Origin of the sequence: Saccharopolyspora antimicrobica, assembly GCF_003635025.1 — a bacterium.
Taxonomy (GTDB): Bacteria; Actinomycetota; Actinomycetes; order Mycobacteriales; family Pseudonocardiaceae; genus Saccharopolyspora; species Saccharopolyspora antimicrobica.
Map to the genome: position 1 here is coordinate 449,612 of NZ_RBXX01000002.1, position 16,142 is coordinate 465,753.

General features: G+C 71.9%; 15 protein-coding genes. 6 read left to right on the forward strand and 9 right to left on the reverse strand.

The window, feature by feature from the left end; translation table 11 throughout:
* Nucleotides 1-13 precede the first annotated feature (13 nt).
* A complete protein-coding gene (locus ATL45_RS02640) occupies nucleotides 14-1,222 on the forward strand; it encodes an FAD-dependent monooxygenase (protein WP_093157553.1) in 1,209 nt (402 codons plus the stop codon).
* 242 nt (nucleotides 1,223-1,464) lie between these two features.
* On the opposite strand, the gene ATL45_RS02645 is transcribed toward ATL45_RS02640, so the two are convergent.
* From ATL45_RS02645 to ATL45_RS02655, 3 genes are read right to left on the reverse strand one after another with little or no spacing between them, the layout of a single operon-like run.
* Complete coding sequence (locus ATL45_RS02645) at nucleotides 1,465-2,469, reverse strand: sugar ABC transporter substrate-binding protein (RefSeq protein ID WP_093157551.1); 1,005 nt, start codon at nucleotides 2,467-2,469, stop codon at nucleotides 1,465-1,467.
* A gap of 37 nt (nucleotides 2,470-2,506) precedes the next feature.
* Complete coding sequence (locus tag ATL45_RS02650) at nucleotides 2,507-3,517, reverse strand: ABC transporter permease (RefSeq protein WP_093157550.1); 1,011 nt, start codon at nucleotides 3,515-3,517, stop codon at nucleotides 2,507-2,509.
* Entirely contained in the window at nucleotides 3,510-5,033 is a 1,524-nt protein-coding gene (locus ATL45_RS02655; RefSeq protein WP_093157548.1) for a sugar ABC transporter ATP-binding protein, read from the reverse strand. The genes ATL45_RS02650 and ATL45_RS02655 overlap by 8 nt, the downstream gene beginning before the upstream one ends.
* A 471-nt stretch (nucleotides 5,034-5,504) precedes the next feature.
* Between ATL45_RS02655 and ATL45_RS02660 the strand changes: the two genes are divergently transcribed.
* The gene (locus ATL45_RS02660) at nucleotides 5,505-7,127 is read left to right on the forward strand and encodes a serine/threonine-protein kinase (RefSeq protein WP_093157547.1); all 1,623 of its coding nucleotides are present in this window, start codon (nucleotides 5,505-5,507) and stop codon (nucleotides 7,125-7,127) included.
* Between the two features lie 31 nt (nucleotides 7,128-7,158).
* On the opposite strand, the gene ATL45_RS02665 is transcribed toward ATL45_RS02660, so the two are convergent.
* The 5 genes from ATL45_RS02665 to ATL45_RS02685 form a co-directional block, all read right to left on the reverse strand.
* A complete protein-coding gene (locus tag ATL45_RS02665) occupies nucleotides 7,159-7,932 on the reverse strand; it encodes an ABC transporter permease (RefSeq protein WP_093157545.1) in 774 nt (257 codons plus the stop codon).
* Nucleotides 7,929-8,876 carry an ATP-binding cassette domain-containing protein gene (locus ATL45_RS02670; protein WP_093157544.1) on the reverse strand — a complete coding sequence of 316 codons (948 nt, stop codon included), beginning with the start codon at nucleotides 8,874-8,876 and terminating at the stop codon, nucleotides 7,929-7,931. Before ATL45_RS02670 ends, ATL45_RS02665 begins: the two co-directional genes overlap by 4 nt.
* Nucleotides 8,877-8,888: 12 nt before the next feature.
* Entirely contained in the window at nucleotides 8,889-9,737 is an 849-nt protein-coding gene (locus tag ATL45_RS02675; protein WP_093157542.1) for a DUF4097 family beta strand repeat-containing protein, read from the reverse strand.
* A gap of 76 nt (nucleotides 9,738-9,813) precedes the next feature.
* A complete protein-coding gene (locus tag ATL45_RS02680; RefSeq protein WP_177242060.1) occupies nucleotides 9,814-10,320 on the reverse strand; it encodes a toxin-antitoxin system HicB family antitoxin in 507 nt (168 codons plus the stop codon).
* Between the two features lie 143 nt (nucleotides 10,321-10,463).
* Nucleotides 10,464-11,519: a lactonase family protein gene (locus tag ATL45_RS02685; RefSeq protein WP_093157595.1), complete on the reverse strand. Its 1,056-nt coding sequence runs from the start codon at nucleotides 11,517-11,519 to the stop codon at nucleotides 10,464-10,466.
* Between the two features lie 179 nt (nucleotides 11,520-11,698).
* Between ATL45_RS02685 and rocD the strand changes: the two genes are divergently transcribed.
* Entirely contained in the window at nucleotides 11,699-12,931 is a 1,233-nt protein-coding gene (gene rocD / locus ATL45_RS02690; protein WP_093157539.1) for an ornithine--oxo-acid transaminase, read from the forward strand.
* A 136-nt stretch (nucleotides 12,932-13,067) separates the two neighbouring features.
* Here the strand turns inward: rocD and zapE are convergent, their stop codons facing one another.
* The gene (gene zapE / locus ATL45_RS02695) at nucleotides 13,068-14,090 is read right to left on the reverse strand and encodes a cell division protein ZapE (RefSeq protein WP_093157538.1); all 1,023 of its coding nucleotides are present in this window, start codon (nucleotides 14,088-14,090) and stop codon (nucleotides 13,068-13,070) included.
* Nucleotides 14,091-14,185: 95 nt separating this feature from the next.
* Between zapE and ATL45_RS02700 the strand changes: the two genes are divergently transcribed.
* The 3 genes from ATL45_RS02700 to ATL45_RS02710 are packed head-to-tail and all read left to right on the forward strand — an operon-like array spanning nucleotide 14,186 to nucleotide 16,036.
* A complete protein-coding gene (locus ATL45_RS02700) occupies nucleotides 14,186-14,938 on the forward strand; it encodes a pyrimidine reductase family protein (RefSeq protein WP_211841167.1) in 753 nt (250 codons plus the stop codon).
* Entirely contained in the window at nucleotides 14,935-15,492 is a 558-nt protein-coding gene (locus tag ATL45_RS02705) for an RNA polymerase sigma factor (protein ID WP_093157536.1), read from the forward strand. The genes ATL45_RS02700 and ATL45_RS02705 overlap by 4 nt, the downstream gene beginning before the upstream one ends.
* A complete protein-coding gene (locus tag ATL45_RS02710; protein ID WP_093157535.1) occupies nucleotides 15,485-16,036 on the forward strand; it encodes an anti-sigma factor in 552 nt (183 codons plus the stop codon). The genes ATL45_RS02705 and ATL45_RS02710 overlap by 8 nt, the downstream gene beginning before the upstream one ends.
* Nucleotides 16,037-16,142: the final 106 nt, after the last annotated feature.

Below are 16,142 nucleotides of genomic sequence, written 5' to 3' on the forward strand. Positions count from 1 at the left end.
TGGAAGGCATGAGATGACCAAGCGCGTGTTGATCGTCGGAGCGAGCATCGCCGGGCCTGCGCTCGCGCACTGGCTGCACCGGTACGGGTTCTCGGTGACGGTCGTGGAGCAAGCACCGCGGCTGCGGCCGGGCGGCCAGGCCGTGGACGTCCGCGGTGTCGGCAAGGAGGTCGTGCGCCGGATGGGGCTCGACGAGCAGATCCGCGCAGCGTGCACGGACACCAACGGTGTGTCCTACGTGGACGAGCGCAACCGGGAGCGGGCGCGGATGCGGTCCGACGCCTTCGGCGGTGACGGGATGGTCGCCGAGATCGAGATCCTCCGCGGTGACCTGGCCGGCGTGCTGCACGAAGCCACCCGGCACGACGTCGAGTACCGGTTCGGCCGGACGATCACCGGCGTCGAGCAGACCCGCGACGGCATAACCGCGTCCTTCACCTCCGGGCCGCCGGAATCCTTTGACGTGGTGGTCGGCGCGGACGGGCTGCACTCGGGAGTCCGCTCGCTGGTGTTCGGGCCGGAATCGCGGTACGTGCGCGATCTCGGCTTCCTGATCGCGTTCTTCACGGTGCCCAACCGCCTCGAGCTCGACCACTGGATGCTCAGCTACGCCGAGCCGAAGCGCGGGGCGATGATCCGCGGCATCGGGGACAACCGCGAGGCGATGGCCCTGCTGTGCATCCAGGGCAGCAGCGCCGACCACGACCACCGCGATCCGGCCGGGCAGAAAGCGTTGCTGCGCGAGGGCTTGCGGCAGGCGAAGTGGGAGGTGCCGTGGCTGCTGGAGCAGATGGACGGCGCACCGGACTTCCACTGCGATTCGTGCAGCCAGGTGCACATGCCGTCCTGGTCGGCGGGCCGGGTGGCGCTGCTCGGGGACGCCGCGTACTGCTCGTCACCGATGTCCGGCCAGGGAACGACGCTGGCCCTCGTCGGTGCCTACGTCCTGGCCGGTGAGCTGGCCGCGGCCGACGACCACGCCACCGCGTTCGCCGCCTACGAGGCGAAGATGCGCGACTTCGTCACGCTGAACCAGCAGCTCGGCGCGGACAACGCCAAGCACGCGGCCGCGAACAGCCGCTTCGGCATCTGGATGCAGTACCAGATGATCCGGCTGCTGCCGCACCTGCCCGGCAAGGCGCTGATGCAGCGCAAGATGCTCCGGGCGTTCAACGGCATCGACCTGCCGGACTACGACCTGGTCCCGGCCGCTAGGGGCTGAACCACCTTTGAGAGCACTGTCGGCGAAGCCGTCCGCGCCTTTGTAAGCGGCGGCAGCCGCTTTGAGTACGCATGCAGCTTGCACCGCCGCGGGTACGGTGGCCCGCCACTGGGTGGCTCTCTGGGCGAGGACGGCCCCTCCGCCGTGTATAGGGCATACATCAGGAGGGGCACCCGCAGTCCAGGGAAGCACTCAGGTTCCGCCACCCGCACCGCCACGCAGACCAGCCACCAACAGGCTTCTCAGGCGGGCGGGTTGTCGCAGGACGGGTTGAGCAGCTTCTGGATCTCCGGGCTGTCCACGTTCTCCTTGGTGATCAGGGTCGAACCGGTGTCGGTGTCCGGCGCCGGGTTCGGCTCGCCGCGGATCTCGGCCACCGCCGCGTTCACCGCGGCGTAGCCCATCTTGAACGGGTTCTGCGCGATCAGGCCGGTGATCACGCCGTCGCGCAGGGCCTTGATCTCGCCCTCCGAGGTGTCCCAGCCGATGATCTTCACCTGGCCCGCCTTGCCCGCCTGCCGGACCGCTTCGGCCGCGCCGAGCACGCTCGGCTCGTTGGCCGCGTAGATGCCGTTGAGGTCCGGGTTCGCGGTCAGGATGTCCTGGGTGACCTGCAGCGCCCGGTTGAAGTCGCTGTCGCTGGACTGCTGGGCGACCAGCTGCAGGCCCGGGTGCTTGGCCATGCCGCGCTTGAAGCCCTCGCCGCGCGTCTCGTTGGTGCTGGTGCCCGCCTGGAACTCGATGAACGCCACCTTGCCGCGCCCGCCGAGCTGCTCGGCCAGCACGTCGGTGGCCTGCTCGGCGGCGGCCACGTTGTTGGTGGCGTACACCGGGACGTCCGGTGGCTGCGGCGAGGTCCCGGAGTCCATGTTGACCACGGTGGTGCCCTGGCCCTGCGCGGACTTGGTGACGTCGGCCAGCGCCTTGGCGTCCGTCGCGGCGTAGACCAGGCCCCTGACGTCGCCTTGCGCGAGCAGGTCCTGCAGCAGGCTCTGCTGGCCGCTGACGTCGCTCTCCGCGTGCACGCCGTCCCAGTGCACGGTGACGTCCTGCTGCTTGCCGCCCGCGCACTCCGCGCCGACCCGCACCTTCTCCCAGAAGTCGAAGCCGATCGCCTTCGGCACCACCGCGATCTTGATCGGCCCACCCTGCTCGCCACCGCCGCCGGTCTGCTCGCGCACCCCGACGCTGCAGCCCGCCGCCGCCACCGAGACCAGCACGCACGCCGCGGTCAGAACCTTCTTCATCCCCGAGCTCCCTTGCTCATCGCCGGACTCCTGCCGCTCACGCGGTGTCGCCGCCGAGCTTGCGCCGCTGGTATCGGTCCCACCAGACCGCCAGCCAGATGATCACGCCGATCAGCACGTTCTGGTAGAAGGTGCCGATGTTGAGCTGGACCGCGCCGTTGCGGATGACCGCGACCAGGAAGGCGCCGATCAGCGAACCCAGCACGGTGCCGCGGCCGCCGAACAGGCTGGCGCCGCCGATGACGACAGCGGCGATCACGTCCAGCTCCAGGCCCTCGCCGAAGTTCGGCTGACCGGAATTGATCCGGGACGCGGCGATCATGCCGCCGAGCCCGGCCAGCGCGCCGGAGAGCACGTAGACCAGCGTCGTGTAGCGCTTCACCGGCACGCCCGACAGCCGCGCGGCCTCCATGTTCGAGCCCATCACGTAGGCGTAGCGGCCCAGCCTGGTCCGGGTCAGCACCAGGTGCCCGAGCACCGCGACCACCGCGATCAGCACCACCGGGATCGGGATGGCGTTGATGACGCCCTGGCCGAGCAGCCGGAACGACTCCGGTGCGCCGAACACCGCGACCGCGCCGGTGGCGATCAGCACCAGTCCGCGGCCGACGCTGAGCATGCCGAGGGTCGCGATGAACGGCGGCAGTCCCACCACCGACACCAGCAGCCCGTTCACCAGCCCGGCCACCGCGCCGACGGCGATGCCGCCGAGGATGCCGATCAGCGGGTTGAACCCGTACTCGGCCATCAGCAGCACGCCGATCACCCCGGACAGCGCGGCCACCGAGCCGACCGACAGGTCGATGCCGCCGGTGATGATCACCAGCGTCACGCCGACCGCCATCACCGCGTTCACCGAGGTCTGCGAGCCCAGGTTGAACAGGTTGTCGGCGGTGAGGAACGACGGCGCGATGATCGACAGCACCACGAACACGACGATCAGCGCGCCCGCCGCCGCGACCTGCGAGACCGCGCCGGACATGCGGTCGCCCAGCGCACCCAGCAGACCGCGGTCCGATGTGGACGGTTCGGTGGCCGGATCAGCCATGCTTGCCCCCGTTCTCGACGTTTCGGGCACCGGTCGCGAGCGCCACGACGCGCTCCTCGGAGAACTCCGCGCGACCGACCTCGCCGGTGATCCGCCCACCGCGCATGACGAGGATCCGGTCGCACATGTTCAGCAGTTCCGGGAGGTAGCTGGAGATGAGCACCACCGCCGCGCCGCGCGCCGCCAGCGAATCCATCTGCTGGAACATCTCCGACTTGGCGCCCACGTCCATGCCCCGGCCGGGTTCGTCGAAGAACAGCACGTCCGCGCCGATCTCCAGCCAGCGGGCCAGGATCACCTTCTGCTGGTTGCCGCCGGAGAGCTGGCGCACCGGCCGCCCCACCCACGGCACCCGGATCCGCAGGCCGTCGCGCTCCCGCTCGGCGATGCGGCGCTCGGCGGCCAGGTCGATCAGCCCGGCGCGCATCGGCAGGTTGGCCAGCGTGATGTTCTTGTCCACGCCCAGCTGCAGGGCGAGCCCGTCAGTCTTGCGGCTCTCGGTCAGGTAGCCGATCCCGGCGGCGATCGCGTCGGCGGGCCCGCGGATGCGCAGGGGCTTGCCGTCCAGGGTGATGGTGCCCGCGTCGGGCAGCTCGGCGCCGAACACCGCGCGAGCCAGCTCGGTGCGCCCGGCGCCGACCAGGCCCGCCAGGCCGACGATCTCCCCGGCCCGGACCTCGAAGGACACATCGCGCACGGCATCGCCGCGGGTGAGCCCCGAGACGCTCAGCCGCACGGGGCCGGGCTCGTTGTAGGTGCGCGGGTAGAGGTTGGCGACGTCGCGCCCGACCATCAGCTGCACCAGTTGCGCTTCGTCGAGTTCGGCCACCGGCCGGGTGGCCACCACCGCGCCGTCGCGCATCACGGTGACCCGGTCGCCGATCTCGAAGATCTCGTCCAGCCGGTGCGAGATGTAGAGCACCGCGATGCCCTTGGCGGTCAGCCCGCGCACGATGCCGAACAGCTCCGCGGTCTCGCCCTCGGTCAGGGTCGCGGTCGGCTCGTCCAGGATGAGCACTTTCGCCTGCACGGCAAGGGCTTTGGCCAGCTCGACGCGCTGCTGCTCCGCTGTGGACAGCTGCCCGACGCGGCGGCCGGGGTCGATGTCCAGCCCGACCTCGGCGAGCAGCTCGCGCGCGGCGCGGCGCTCGGCGGAGCGGGAGATCCAGCCGGCCCGGCCGGGCTCGTGGCCGATGAACAGGTTCTCGGCCACCGACAGGTCCGGGGCCAGCGCGAACTCCTGGTGCACCATCGACACGCCGAGCCGCCGCGCCGCGCCCGGCCCGTGGTGCTCGACGCGCACGCCGCCCAGTTCGACGTGCCCGGTGCTCGGCGGTTCGACCTGCGCGATCAGCTTCATCAGCGTCGACTTGCCCGCGCCGTTCTCCCCGGCGAACACGTGCACCTCGCCGGGCGGGATGCGCAACGACACGTCGGAGACCGCCACCACGCCGGGGAACGACTTGCCGACGCCGTGCAGCGCCACGGCGGGGTCGAGCTGCTCGGTGGGCGACACGCGCGCCTCCCTCGATCGCGGTGATCGTTCCTCGGGCTCGCAGTGCGCCGGATCATACCCACAACACCGACGCCGGGAAAAGCTTGAAACGAAGCCAAGTATTCGATTACCAGCCCGCACGGCCGACGGCAATGCGGCACGGCTCTACCAGCGGCCGCGAACGGCTGGAACATCGGCAGGTCGGCGGGCCTGCACACGCCTGCAGAGCGAGGCCGGAGCCTGGTGTTTGTTCTTTGAAACGCCGGAGGCGTTTAGCCCGCCCTCGCAGCTCGCACCGCCGCGGGTTCTCAGGCGCTTCCTGGCGAGGACAGCCCGTTCGCCGTGTATCGGACATACATAAGAACGGGATCCCGCAGCCAGGGAGCGCCTGAGGTTCCGCCACCCGCACCGCCACGCAAAACGAGTTCGGAGAAAGGCCGTAAGCTCGAACCGGACGAATTCGCGATCTCGTGGACAGGAGGCCGATAGCCCGTGCAGCCGTTGCTGGCCAGCGACCCGCACCGGGTAGGCGACTACCGGCTGCTCGCCCGGTTGGGGCGCGGGGCGATGGGCGGGGTCTACCTCGGCCGCTCGCGCGGCGGCCGGGTCGTGGCGGTCAAGGTGATCAGGCCCGACCTGGCCGAGGACCCGGAGTTCCGGGAGCGGTTCCGCCGCGAGGCGGTGGCCGCGAGCTCGGTCGGCGGGTTCTGGACCGCCGCCGTGGTGCACGCCGACCCGGACGCCGAACAGCCCTGGCTGGCCACCGAGTACGTGCCGGGCCCGACGCTGCACCAGGCGGTGGCCGACCACGGCCCGCTGCCGGAGGCGACGGTGCGCGGCCTGGGGGCCGGGCTCGCCGAGGCGCTGATCGCGATCCACCGCGCCGAGCTGGTGCACCGCGACCTGAAACCGGCCAACGTGCTGCTCGGGCCGGACGGCCCGCGCGTCATCGACTTCGGCATCTCCCGGGCGATGACCGGCAGCGCGCTGACCGCGACCGGCATGTTCATGGGCACGCCCGGTTTCTTCTCCCCGGAGCAGACCCTGGGCACCGAGGTCGGCCCGCCCAGCGACATCTTCTCGCTCGGCGCGGTGCTGGTGTTCGCCGCCACCGGCCGCGGCCCGTTCGGCGAGGAGAGCACCGCCACCCTGCTCTACCGGGTGGCCCACGCCGAACCGGACCTGTCCGAGGTGCCGGACGGGCTGCGCCCGCTGCTGGCCGCGTGCCTGGCCAAGGACCCGGCGGCCCGCCCGACGCCCGCTCAGATGCTGGACGAGATCGGCGAATCCAGCCCGCACGGCAACCAGTGGCTGCCGCCGGCGATCAGCGATGTGATCGCCCAGCACGCCACCCAGCTGCAGCAGACGGCCAGCGCGCCGATGCCCGACACTCCCCCGCCCCAGCCGGTCGCCGCGCCCCGCCCGGCGACCCGCACCTACACCCAGGCCGCGCCCGCAGCACCGGCCCCGGCACCGCCGCAGCCCGCACCGCAACCTCCGGCGCCGGTCGCTCCGGCGCGGGCCGAGGTCGAGCCGGTGCGCGGCAAGATCGTGCCCGCGCAGCCCCGGCAGACCTCCCAGCAGCCGCAGGTGCGCCGCGACAACCCGGGCCCGGTGTTCGCCACCGCCGGACGCTTCCGCGCGCTGTTCTCCGCGGTCGTCTGCGTGGCGATCATGTTCGGGGCGTACGAGCTGTTCCGCCACGGCCTCGGTTCCGGCGACCGGTTCATGATCTTCCAGATCGGCATGCTGCTGCTGGGTCTCAGCGCGGCCTGGTCGGTGGCCAGGGCGGTGCTGCCGAGCCTGTGCTTGAAGATCAACGGCGACGGCCTGCTGGTCTCGCGGATGGGCCTGACCCGGGAGATCCCGTGGAGCCAGGTCCAGCGGGTCGGCGTGGTGGGCAGCGGAAAGCGGGCCTCGGTGGCCGTGTGGTTCACCGAAGGCACCGCTCCGCGCTCCGCGCTGTGGCACCGGCTCCGCCCGCACCACGGCGGCCACCTGATCTTCCCGATCGGCGCGACCGGCGGCTGGTTCGGCCGCCGCCAGGAGATCCGCCGGATCCGGACGGCCCTCCAGCAGTACGCCCCCGGTCGCTACGACACCCGCATGCTGTGAGGTCGTGAGCGCATCGCGCGCTCACGACCCATCAGGCCGGTGCGCGGTTGAAGGCCGCCCGGGCCCAGAGGTAGCCGACCAGGGCGATGACCGCGCACCAGCCGACCGCGAGCATCCCGTTCGCACCGACCGGGGTTCCCATCAGCAGGCCGCGGATGGTCTCGATGATCGGGGTGAACGGCTGGTTCTCGGCGAACCAGCGCACCGCGGGCGGCATCGAGTCCGTCGGCACGAAGGCGCTGCCGATGAACGGCAGGAGCGACAGGGGCAGCACGATGTTGCTCGCGGTCTCCACGCTCCTGGTCATCAGCCCCGCCGCCGCCGAGATCCAGCTCAGCGCGAAGCTGACCAGGGTCACCAGCCCGAGCGCGGCCAGCCAGTCCAGCGGAGCGCCCGTCGGCCGGAAGCCGACCAGCAGCGCGACCGCGGTGATCAGCACGACGCTGAGCACGGTCTGCACGGTGCCGCCGACCACGTGCCCGGTCAGCACCGACGCGCGGGAGATCGGCATGGTGCGGAACCGGTTGATGATGCCCTCGGTCATGTCCGAGCACACCGAGATCGCCACCGTCATCGAGCCGGATGCCGCGGCCATCAGGATGATGCCGGGCGCGAGGTAGTCGACGTAGCTGCCGCTCGTGCCCAGACCGGCGCCCAGCACGCCACCGAGGACGTAGACGAACAGCAGCAGCATGACGATCGGCATGCCGACCACCGACAACGTCATCGACGGGTAGCGCAGCGCGTGCAGGAGGTTGCGCCGCAGCATCGTTCGCGAATCGCGGACCGCGTGGGCGATGGTCATCGCAGCACCTCCTGAGCACCTTCGGCCTGCCCGGTGAGGGCGAGGAAGACGTCGTCGAGGTCGGGCGTGTGCACGGACAGCCCTTCGACCTCGATCGACTCCTGGTCGAGCCGGTCCAGCAGCGCCCGGAGCGTCCGGAGGCTGCCGTCGCCGGGCACCTGCAGGGTCAGCGCCTCGTCGTCGCGGGCGAGCACGCCGAACGCGCCGGCCGCCGATTCGAGCTCGGCGAGGTCGCCGAACTGCAGGCGGACGTGGCCGCCCGGGATCCGGCTCTTCAGCTCCGCCGCGGTGCCCTCGGCCACGATCCGGCCGCGGTCGAGCACCGCGATGCGGTCGGCGAGCTGGTCGGCCTCCTCCAGGTACTGCGTGGTGAGGAAGATCGTCACCCCGTCGGCCACCAGCTCCCGGATCAGCTGCCACATGCCGCGGCGGCTGCGCGGGTCGAGGCCGGTGGTCGGCTCGTCCAGGAAGATGATGCGCGGATCGCCGATCAGCGTCATCGCGATGTCGAGCCTGCGGCGCATGCCTCCGGAGCAGGTCGCGGCCGGTTTGCGGGCGGCTTCCCGCAGGTCGAACCGGTCGAGCAGCTCGGCGGCGCGCCGCCGCCCCTCCGCGCGCGGCAGGTGCCGCAGGTCGGCCATCAGCAGCAGGTTCTCCTCGGCGGTGAGCAGGTCGTCCACCGCGGCGAACTGGCCGGTGACGCCGATCGCCGACCGCACGCGGTCGGGCTCGGTCGCCGGGTCGTGCCCGGCGACGCGTATCGCCCCGGCATCGGCTCTGAGCAGCGTGCTCAAGATCTGCACCGTGGTGGTCTTGCCCGCTCCGTTGGGACCCAGCAGCGAGAAGATGCTGCCCTCCGGGATCCGCAGGTCGATGCCGTCGAGCACGAGCTTGTGGCCGTAGGACTTGCGCAGCCCGACGGCTTCGATCGCCGGTTTCGTCATCTCGTCCTCCGCTCAGGCCTCGGTGGAGCGGCGGACGGTGATGTCGCCGAACGAGGTCCGGGCGCGCACCTCCACCTTCTCGTCGGGGTCAGCCGGGCCGTCCGCGGCGGTCAGCGAGTTGTGCACGCGCCCGAAGGACGAGCGCACGTCCAGCCAGGCCGCGCTGCCCTCGCGGATGCCGATCTCCAGGCCGCCCATCGCCGTCGCCAGCGACACCTCGCCGCGGACGACCTCGCCGAGGCGGATGGTCCCGTTGGCGGTCTTGGCGTTCACCGACGCCTGCGCGCTGTCCACCGTGATGTCGCCGTTGGCGGCGCTCACCCGCAGATCGCCGCGGACCAGCCCGATCCAGCTCGCGCCGTTGGAGTTCTTGATCGCGGCCGAGCCCTCGATCTCGGTGACGCGCAAGCTGCCGCTGTGGGTGGTGATCTCGGCGCGGCCTGCGACGCGCTCGACGCTGACGTCGCCCGCGGCGGTGTTCAGGGTCAGCGAGTCGGTCCGGTCGAGCTGCAGGTGGCCGGCCGCGGTCTTCAACCGGCACTCCCCCAGCGTGCCCTCGCAGCGGAAGCTCGCCGCGGCCGCGTCGACGCGCAGCCGCGAGGCGGTCGGCAGCTCGACCACCACGTCCACCGAGCCGACCTTGCTGAACGGCGACCGGCCCTTCGGGCCCTGGATCTGCAGGTTCCCGTTCGAGCAGGTGACCCGGACCTGCTCGGCGGTCTTGACGTCCTTGCTGTCGGAGCTGTCGGTGGGACGCACTTCGACCACGGTGTCCGCGCGGTCGCCGGCGATGATCCGGACGTCGCCGAGCGCGAGCTCGATGGTCGCGGAGATCGGTCCGGGCGTGTCGAATTTCGGCATGGCGGTGCCCTCCTGGGGACTTCGATGAGCATCCCCGCTGGTCGGGGATGTGCGGTGAGCGGAAGAGTTCCGGTGGCTAGCGAACCCAGCCGGTGTAGTGCTGGCCGCCGCGCGCAGCACGGCGGGTGGTGCGGCGTCCCGGTTCCAGCGCGGCGGACGCGGCGCGCACGAGCCAGGCGTTGGCCGACAGGCCGTCGCGGTTGGCGGCCGCCTCGATCTGCGCCTTGAGGTGCTCGGGCAGGCGGAGGTTGATCCGCGTCATGGCCCCGTCGTCACCCTCCTGCGGGGCCTGCGGCTCCGGCGGCTCCGGTTCCGCCTCGGCTTCGGCGTCTTCCTCGGCCGGCGGCGGGGTCACGACGAAGCCGGGATTCCCGCCGCGCAGCCGCAGGTCGACCGAGCCCGGGGCGAGGTCCCGGGTGATCTCGTCGGCGGCAGCCGACAGCGCGTCCAGCAGGGTCAGCCGGATGGCCGAGTCGAGCGGCGCGGTGAGGCGCTCGGCGAGCACCCGGGCGTCCTCCCCGCTCGCTTCGGCCGCGACGGCGAGCTGGTGGCGCAGGTTGTCGACGTACGACGTGAGATCCATGGCACCATCATGGCACCAACACGATGCCATCGCAAGTCCGGGGTGGCACACCGAAACGAACGACCACCCCTGACGACAGCGTGGTCCAGGACTTCACCTGCGAATATGAGGCGAATCGAAAGCGGCAACCACGTGTGGTGCCATCATGGCACCGGGAGGATGCAGACTGGCGTCGGAGTGGCAACAGGGGCGCCGAGCGGGGTCAGCTCGCCGTGCGGCGAGATCACGAACGCCTGCACGTCGTCGCTGCGCTGGCCCGCGGCGAACAGGACCCGGCCGTCCGGGGACAGCGCGATGTGGCGGGGCTCGGCCACGCCCGCCGGGTGGATGCCGAGCAGCCGGAACTCGCCGTCGCTGGCATCGGCCTGGAAGACCGCGATGCTGTCGTGGCCGCGGTTGGAGGCGAGCACGAACCGGCCGTCCGGCGTCACCACCACCTCGGCGGCCAGGTTCGGCCGCCCGTAGTCCGGCGGCAGCGCGCTGAGCGTCCGCCCCGGTTCCAGCGCACCCGAGGACGGGTCGTATCCGAGCTCGGTTACCGACGACGCCAGCTCGTTGACCAGGTACGCGCGCTCGCCGTCCGGGTGGAACGCCAGGTGCCGCGGCCCGGTGCCGGCGCGCAGCGACAGCTCGTGCCGGAGGGCCAGGTGCCCGCTGTCCACGTCGAAGTCGTAGCTGTAGACCGAATCGGTGCCCAGGTCCACCGCCAGCACGAACCGGCCGGTGGGATCGGGCAGCACCTGGTGCGCGTGCGGGCCCTCCTGGCGCTGCGGGTTCGGGCCGCTGCCGCTGTGCTGCACCACGTGGCACGGTTCGCGCAGCACGCCGCCGGTGTCGATCGGGTGCACCACCAGGTTGCCGGACTCGTAGTTCGCGGTCAGCAGGTGCTTCCCGGACGGGTGCACGCTCAAGTGGCACGGAGCCGCGCCGAGCGTCGGCTGCGAGTTCAGCTCGCGGAGGGATCCGTCGTCGCGGATCTCCAGCGCGAAGACCCGGCCGTCGCGCCGCTCGCTGACCGCGAACAGCGTCGAACCGTCCGGCGCGAGCGCCAGGAACGACGGGTCGTGGATCTCGGCGACGCTCTCGCCGCACCGCAGCGAGCCGCGCCCGTCGGCGGTGGCCGACCGGATGCCGTCGGCCGCCGAATCCGCGCCCGTGTAGGCGCCCAGGTACACCCGGTACTCACCCTCGTCCGGCATCGATGTCCCGCCTTCCGCCGCTGCGAACCGCCCGTCGGCCACATGATGTCAAGCCGACGCCCAGTTCCCCGGGTGAAACAACGATCAGACGACACTGACGTCGACCACGCAACGAAGTGCCGTCGCAAGCAACGCCTAGCGGCTGAAATCTTCGCCGTCCGCGACATAGCCTTGTGTCCATGACTGCCGTTCCGTCGCACCTCGAAGCTTCGTCGAAGGCCGCCGGTTTCCGCGCCCTCGACGACCAGTACAGCGCGCACAACTACCACCCGCTGCCGGTCGTGATCGCCGAGGCCGACGGTGCCTGGATGACCGATGTGGACGGACGGCGCCACCTGGACTTCCTGGCCGGGTACTCGGCGCTGAACTTCGGCCACCGGCACCCCGCGCTGGTCGCCGCGGCCACCGAGCAGCTCGGCCGGGTCACGCTGACCAGCCGCGCGTTCCACCACGACCAGCTCGGCCCGTTCTGCCGCGAGCTCGCCGAGCTCACCGGCACCGACCGGGTGCTGCCGATGAACTCCGGCGCGGAGGCGGTCGAGTCCGCCATCAAGATCGCCCGGAAGTGGGCCTACCAGGTCAAGGGCGTGCCGGAGAACCAGGCGGAGATCATCGTCGCCGGGTCCAACTTCCACGGCCGCACCACCACCATCGTGTCGTTCTCCACCGACCCGGTCGCGCACGACGGGTTCGGGCCCTACACCCCGGGTTTCCGCGTCACCGAGTACGGCGACGCCGCCGCGGTGGAAGCGGCCATCAACGAGCGCACCGCGGCGGTGCTGGTCGAGCCGATCCAGGGCGAGGCCGGCGTGATCGTGCCGCCCGCCGACTACCTGCCGCGGCTGCGGCGGCTCTGCGACGAGCACGGCGCGCTGCTGATCGCCGACGAGATCCAGTCCGGCCTGGCCCGCACCGGTGAACTGCTGGCCAGCGAGCACGACGGCATCCGCGCCGACCTCTACACCCTCGGCAAGGCGCTCGGCGGCGGCATCCTGCCGGTGTCCGCGGTGGTCGGCCGCGACGACGTCCTCGGTGTCCTGCGCCCCGGCCAGCACGGCTCCACCTTCGGCGGCAACCCGCTGGCCTGCGCGGTCGGGCGCGCCGTGATCCGCCTGCTGAGCACCGGCGAGTTCCAGGAGCGCTCGCGCGAGCTCGGCGCCCACATGCACGCCCGGCTCGGCGAGCTCGTCGGCCGCGGAGTGCTGGAGGTCCGCGGGCGCGGGCTGTGGGCCGGCGTGGAGATCGCCCCCGGCGGCCCGACCGGCCGCGAGGTCAGCGAAGCCCTGGTCGAGCGCGGCGTCCTGTGCAAGGAAACCCAGGACACCACCCTGCGCCTGGCCCCGCCCCTGGTGATCACCCGCGAGGAGCTCGACACCGGCCTGGACGCGATCACCGACGTCCTGGCCCGCTGAACCACGGCCGTCATCCGGGCGCTGTCACCCGGGTGACGGTTTCGTGCGAAACCGGCGCAGCACCCACCGCTCGGACGGCGTTCGCGCTGGGCGTTGGCTGCGTGCGAGTTGAAGTGGGCTTCACCGGGAAGGGTGGTCAGGAGGTGGCGAGGTCCCTCGAAAGCGCGGTCAGGCGGCTGATCGCGCGGAGGTACTTCTTCCGGTAGCCGCCCTGCAGCATCTCCTCGGTGAACAGCGCCGACAGCGCTTGGCCCGAGACGCGCACCGGGATCGAGCGGTCGTAGAGCCGGTCGGCCAGGGCCACCAGGCGCAGCGCCACGTCCTGGTCCGGCGCGGCGTGGACGCCGCTGAGGTGCACCGCGGTCACGCCGTCGAGCAGGCGGCCGTACTTCGAGGCGTGCAGCCCGGCGAGGAAGTCGCACAGCTCGTCGAAGTCATCCAGCGTCGAACCGTCGGTCGCCTCCGCGAGGCGCACCAGCTCGTCGTCGCTCATCGGCGGCGGCGCCTCGGGCAGCCCGCGGTGCCGGTAGTCCGGGCCGTCGACGCGCAGCACGCTGAAGCGGGCCGACATCGCGTGGATCTCGCGGAGGAAGTCCGCCGCCGCGAACCGCCCCTCGCCGAGCTTGTCCGGCAGCGTGTTGGAGGTGGCCGCGATGTGCACGCCCGCGTCGGTGAGCTTGGCGATCAGCTGGGTGACCAGCATGGTGTCACCGGGATCGTCCAGCTCGAACTCGTCGATGGCCAGCAGCTTGTGCCCGGACAGCCGCCGCACCGTCTCGGCGAAGCCCAGCGCGCCGACCAGGCCGGTGACCTCGACGAACGTGCCGAATGCCTTGCGCCCCTCGGTGGCGTGCCACAGCGAGGCGAGCAGGTGGGTCTTGCCGACGCCGAAGCCGCCGTCGAGGTAGAGGCCCCGCTTGCCGCCGTCGGCCTTCTTCTTGCCGAACATCCCGCGCAGCCACGAACCGCCGCCGTCGGCGTTGATCCGCTCGGCGAACGCCGCGCACTCCCGGACCGCGGCCGCCTGGCTGGGCTCGTCGGGGTTGGGGACGTAGGTGTCGAAGCGGACCGCGTCGAACATCGGCGGCGGAGTCATCGCCTGGACGAGCTCGTCCGGGGTGAGCTCAGGACGGCGGTCGGCCAGACGCGGAAAACTCATGCGCCGACTCTATAACCGGGCACCTCGCCGTCCGGCCGTGCGGGCACGTGCTCCTGCTCACCCGCCGGGGCCCCGGACGTGGTGGGATTGGGCACGTGGTGGACGAGCTTTGGCCGCTGGACGGCGCGCGGCAGGTCGACGACGAGCTGGAACGGTTCTACGCCTTCCCCGAGCAGCTGGAACGCCCGTGGGTGCGGGTCAACTTCGTCTCCAGCCTGGACGGCGCGGTGACCGTGAAGGGCAGTTCGCGCGGCTTGTCCGCGCCGGTGGACCAGCGCGTGCTGGGCCTGATCCGCGACCTCTCGGACGTGGTGCTGGTCGGCGTGGGCACCGCGCTGATCGAGGGCTACCGCGGGATCAAGCGCACCGAGGTCCGCGCGGAGCGGCGCGAGCGGCACGGGCTGTCGGAGATCCCGCCGATCGCGCTGGTCACCGCACACGCCTCGCTGCCCCTGGATTCCCCGCTGCTGACCGACACCGCGGTGCCGCCCATCGTGCTCACCACCGAAGCCGCGCCCGCGCAGCGCCGGGCCGAACTCGCCGACGCCGGCGCCGACGTCGTGGTCACCGGCGATGCCGAAGTGGACCTGCGGGTGGCGCTGGACGCGCTGGCCGAGCGCGGGCTGCGGCGCATCGGCTGCGAAGGCGGGCCGAGGCTGTTCGGCTCGCTGATCGACCAGGACCTCGTCGACGAGCTGTGCCTGACCCTCTCCCCCGTGCTGGCCAGCGGCGATGCCGGCCGGATCGCGGTGGGATCCGGTGTCGAGACGCCGCGGAGCATGCGGTTGGACTCGGTTCTGCACGCGGAATCGCTGCTCCTGCTCCGTTACGCGAGAATGCGCGGGTGACTGTTGGGGCCGGCACCGACGAGGCGCTCGTGGCCGCCGCGCAACGCGGCGACGCGAACGCCTTCGATCAGCTGGTCCGCAGGCACAGTGCCACCATGTACCGCGTCGCCTACCGCGTCCTCGGGGATTCCGCGGAGGCCGAGGACGCGGTGCAGGAGGCGTGGGTGTCGGCCTGGCGGGGCCTGGCGAGGTTCCGCGGCGAATCGGCCCCGACGACGTGGCTCTACCGGGTGGTCACCAACGCGGCCCTGGCCCAGGTCCGCCGCCGCAGGCCGACGGTGCCGCTGGAGCCGACCGCCGAGTTGATCTCCGACCGCGGCACGGTCGACCCCGAGGGGCACGCTGTCCGCAGCGAGGAGGCTGCGCTCGTGCACCGGGCCATCAACACGCTCGAACCCTCGCAGCGCGTGCCGCTGGTGCTGCGCGAGCTGGAGGACATGAGCTACGAGGAGATCGCGGAGGTGCTCGAAGTGCCGGTGCCCGCGCTGCGCTCCCGGCTGCACCGGGCGCGCACGACGCTGCTGGCCAGGTTGCGGGAGATGCGCGATGGCTGATCACTCCGCCGACTGGGCGCTGCCCTGCGGCCGCACCGAAGCCGAGCTGCTCGACGTCCTCACCGACAGCGCCCCGCCCGAACTCGCCGAGCACGTCCGGACCTGCCCGCACTGCCAGGCCGAGCTGGCGGAGCTGAAGGCCGTCTGGGCGCCCGTGCGGCGCACCGCGCAGATCCCCGTCGAACCGCCGCACGGCTTGGTGGAGCGCGCCTTGATGACCGTCCGCGGAGTGCGCGGCGGCCTCGGCGCCTCGCCGGTCGAACTCGCCCAGGAGGGCGGCGCGCTGCGGATCCACCCGCAGGCGGTGGTGCTGCTGACGCGGCAGCTGTGCGCGGAGATCCTCGCCCGCCACCCGGGCGTGCACCTGCGCGGCTGCGTCGGCGACGCCGACGAGGTGCAGGTGGACCTGGCCGTCCGCTATCTGCTCCCGGCGAGCCTCGCCGAGCGGATCCAGCAGGACCTGGCCGCCGACCTGCGGGACGTCCTGGGCGCGGGCGCGCCGACGGTGTGGGTACGCATCGCCGACGTCGAGCCGCCGGGATGAGAATAGTGACGTGGCACACAGCCGCGCAAGATCACGTCGGGTGCCCGCATCCGACTCGTACCAGAACACGCCGGGCCGACGCGGCGCCGGCGCAACCGTGAAGGAG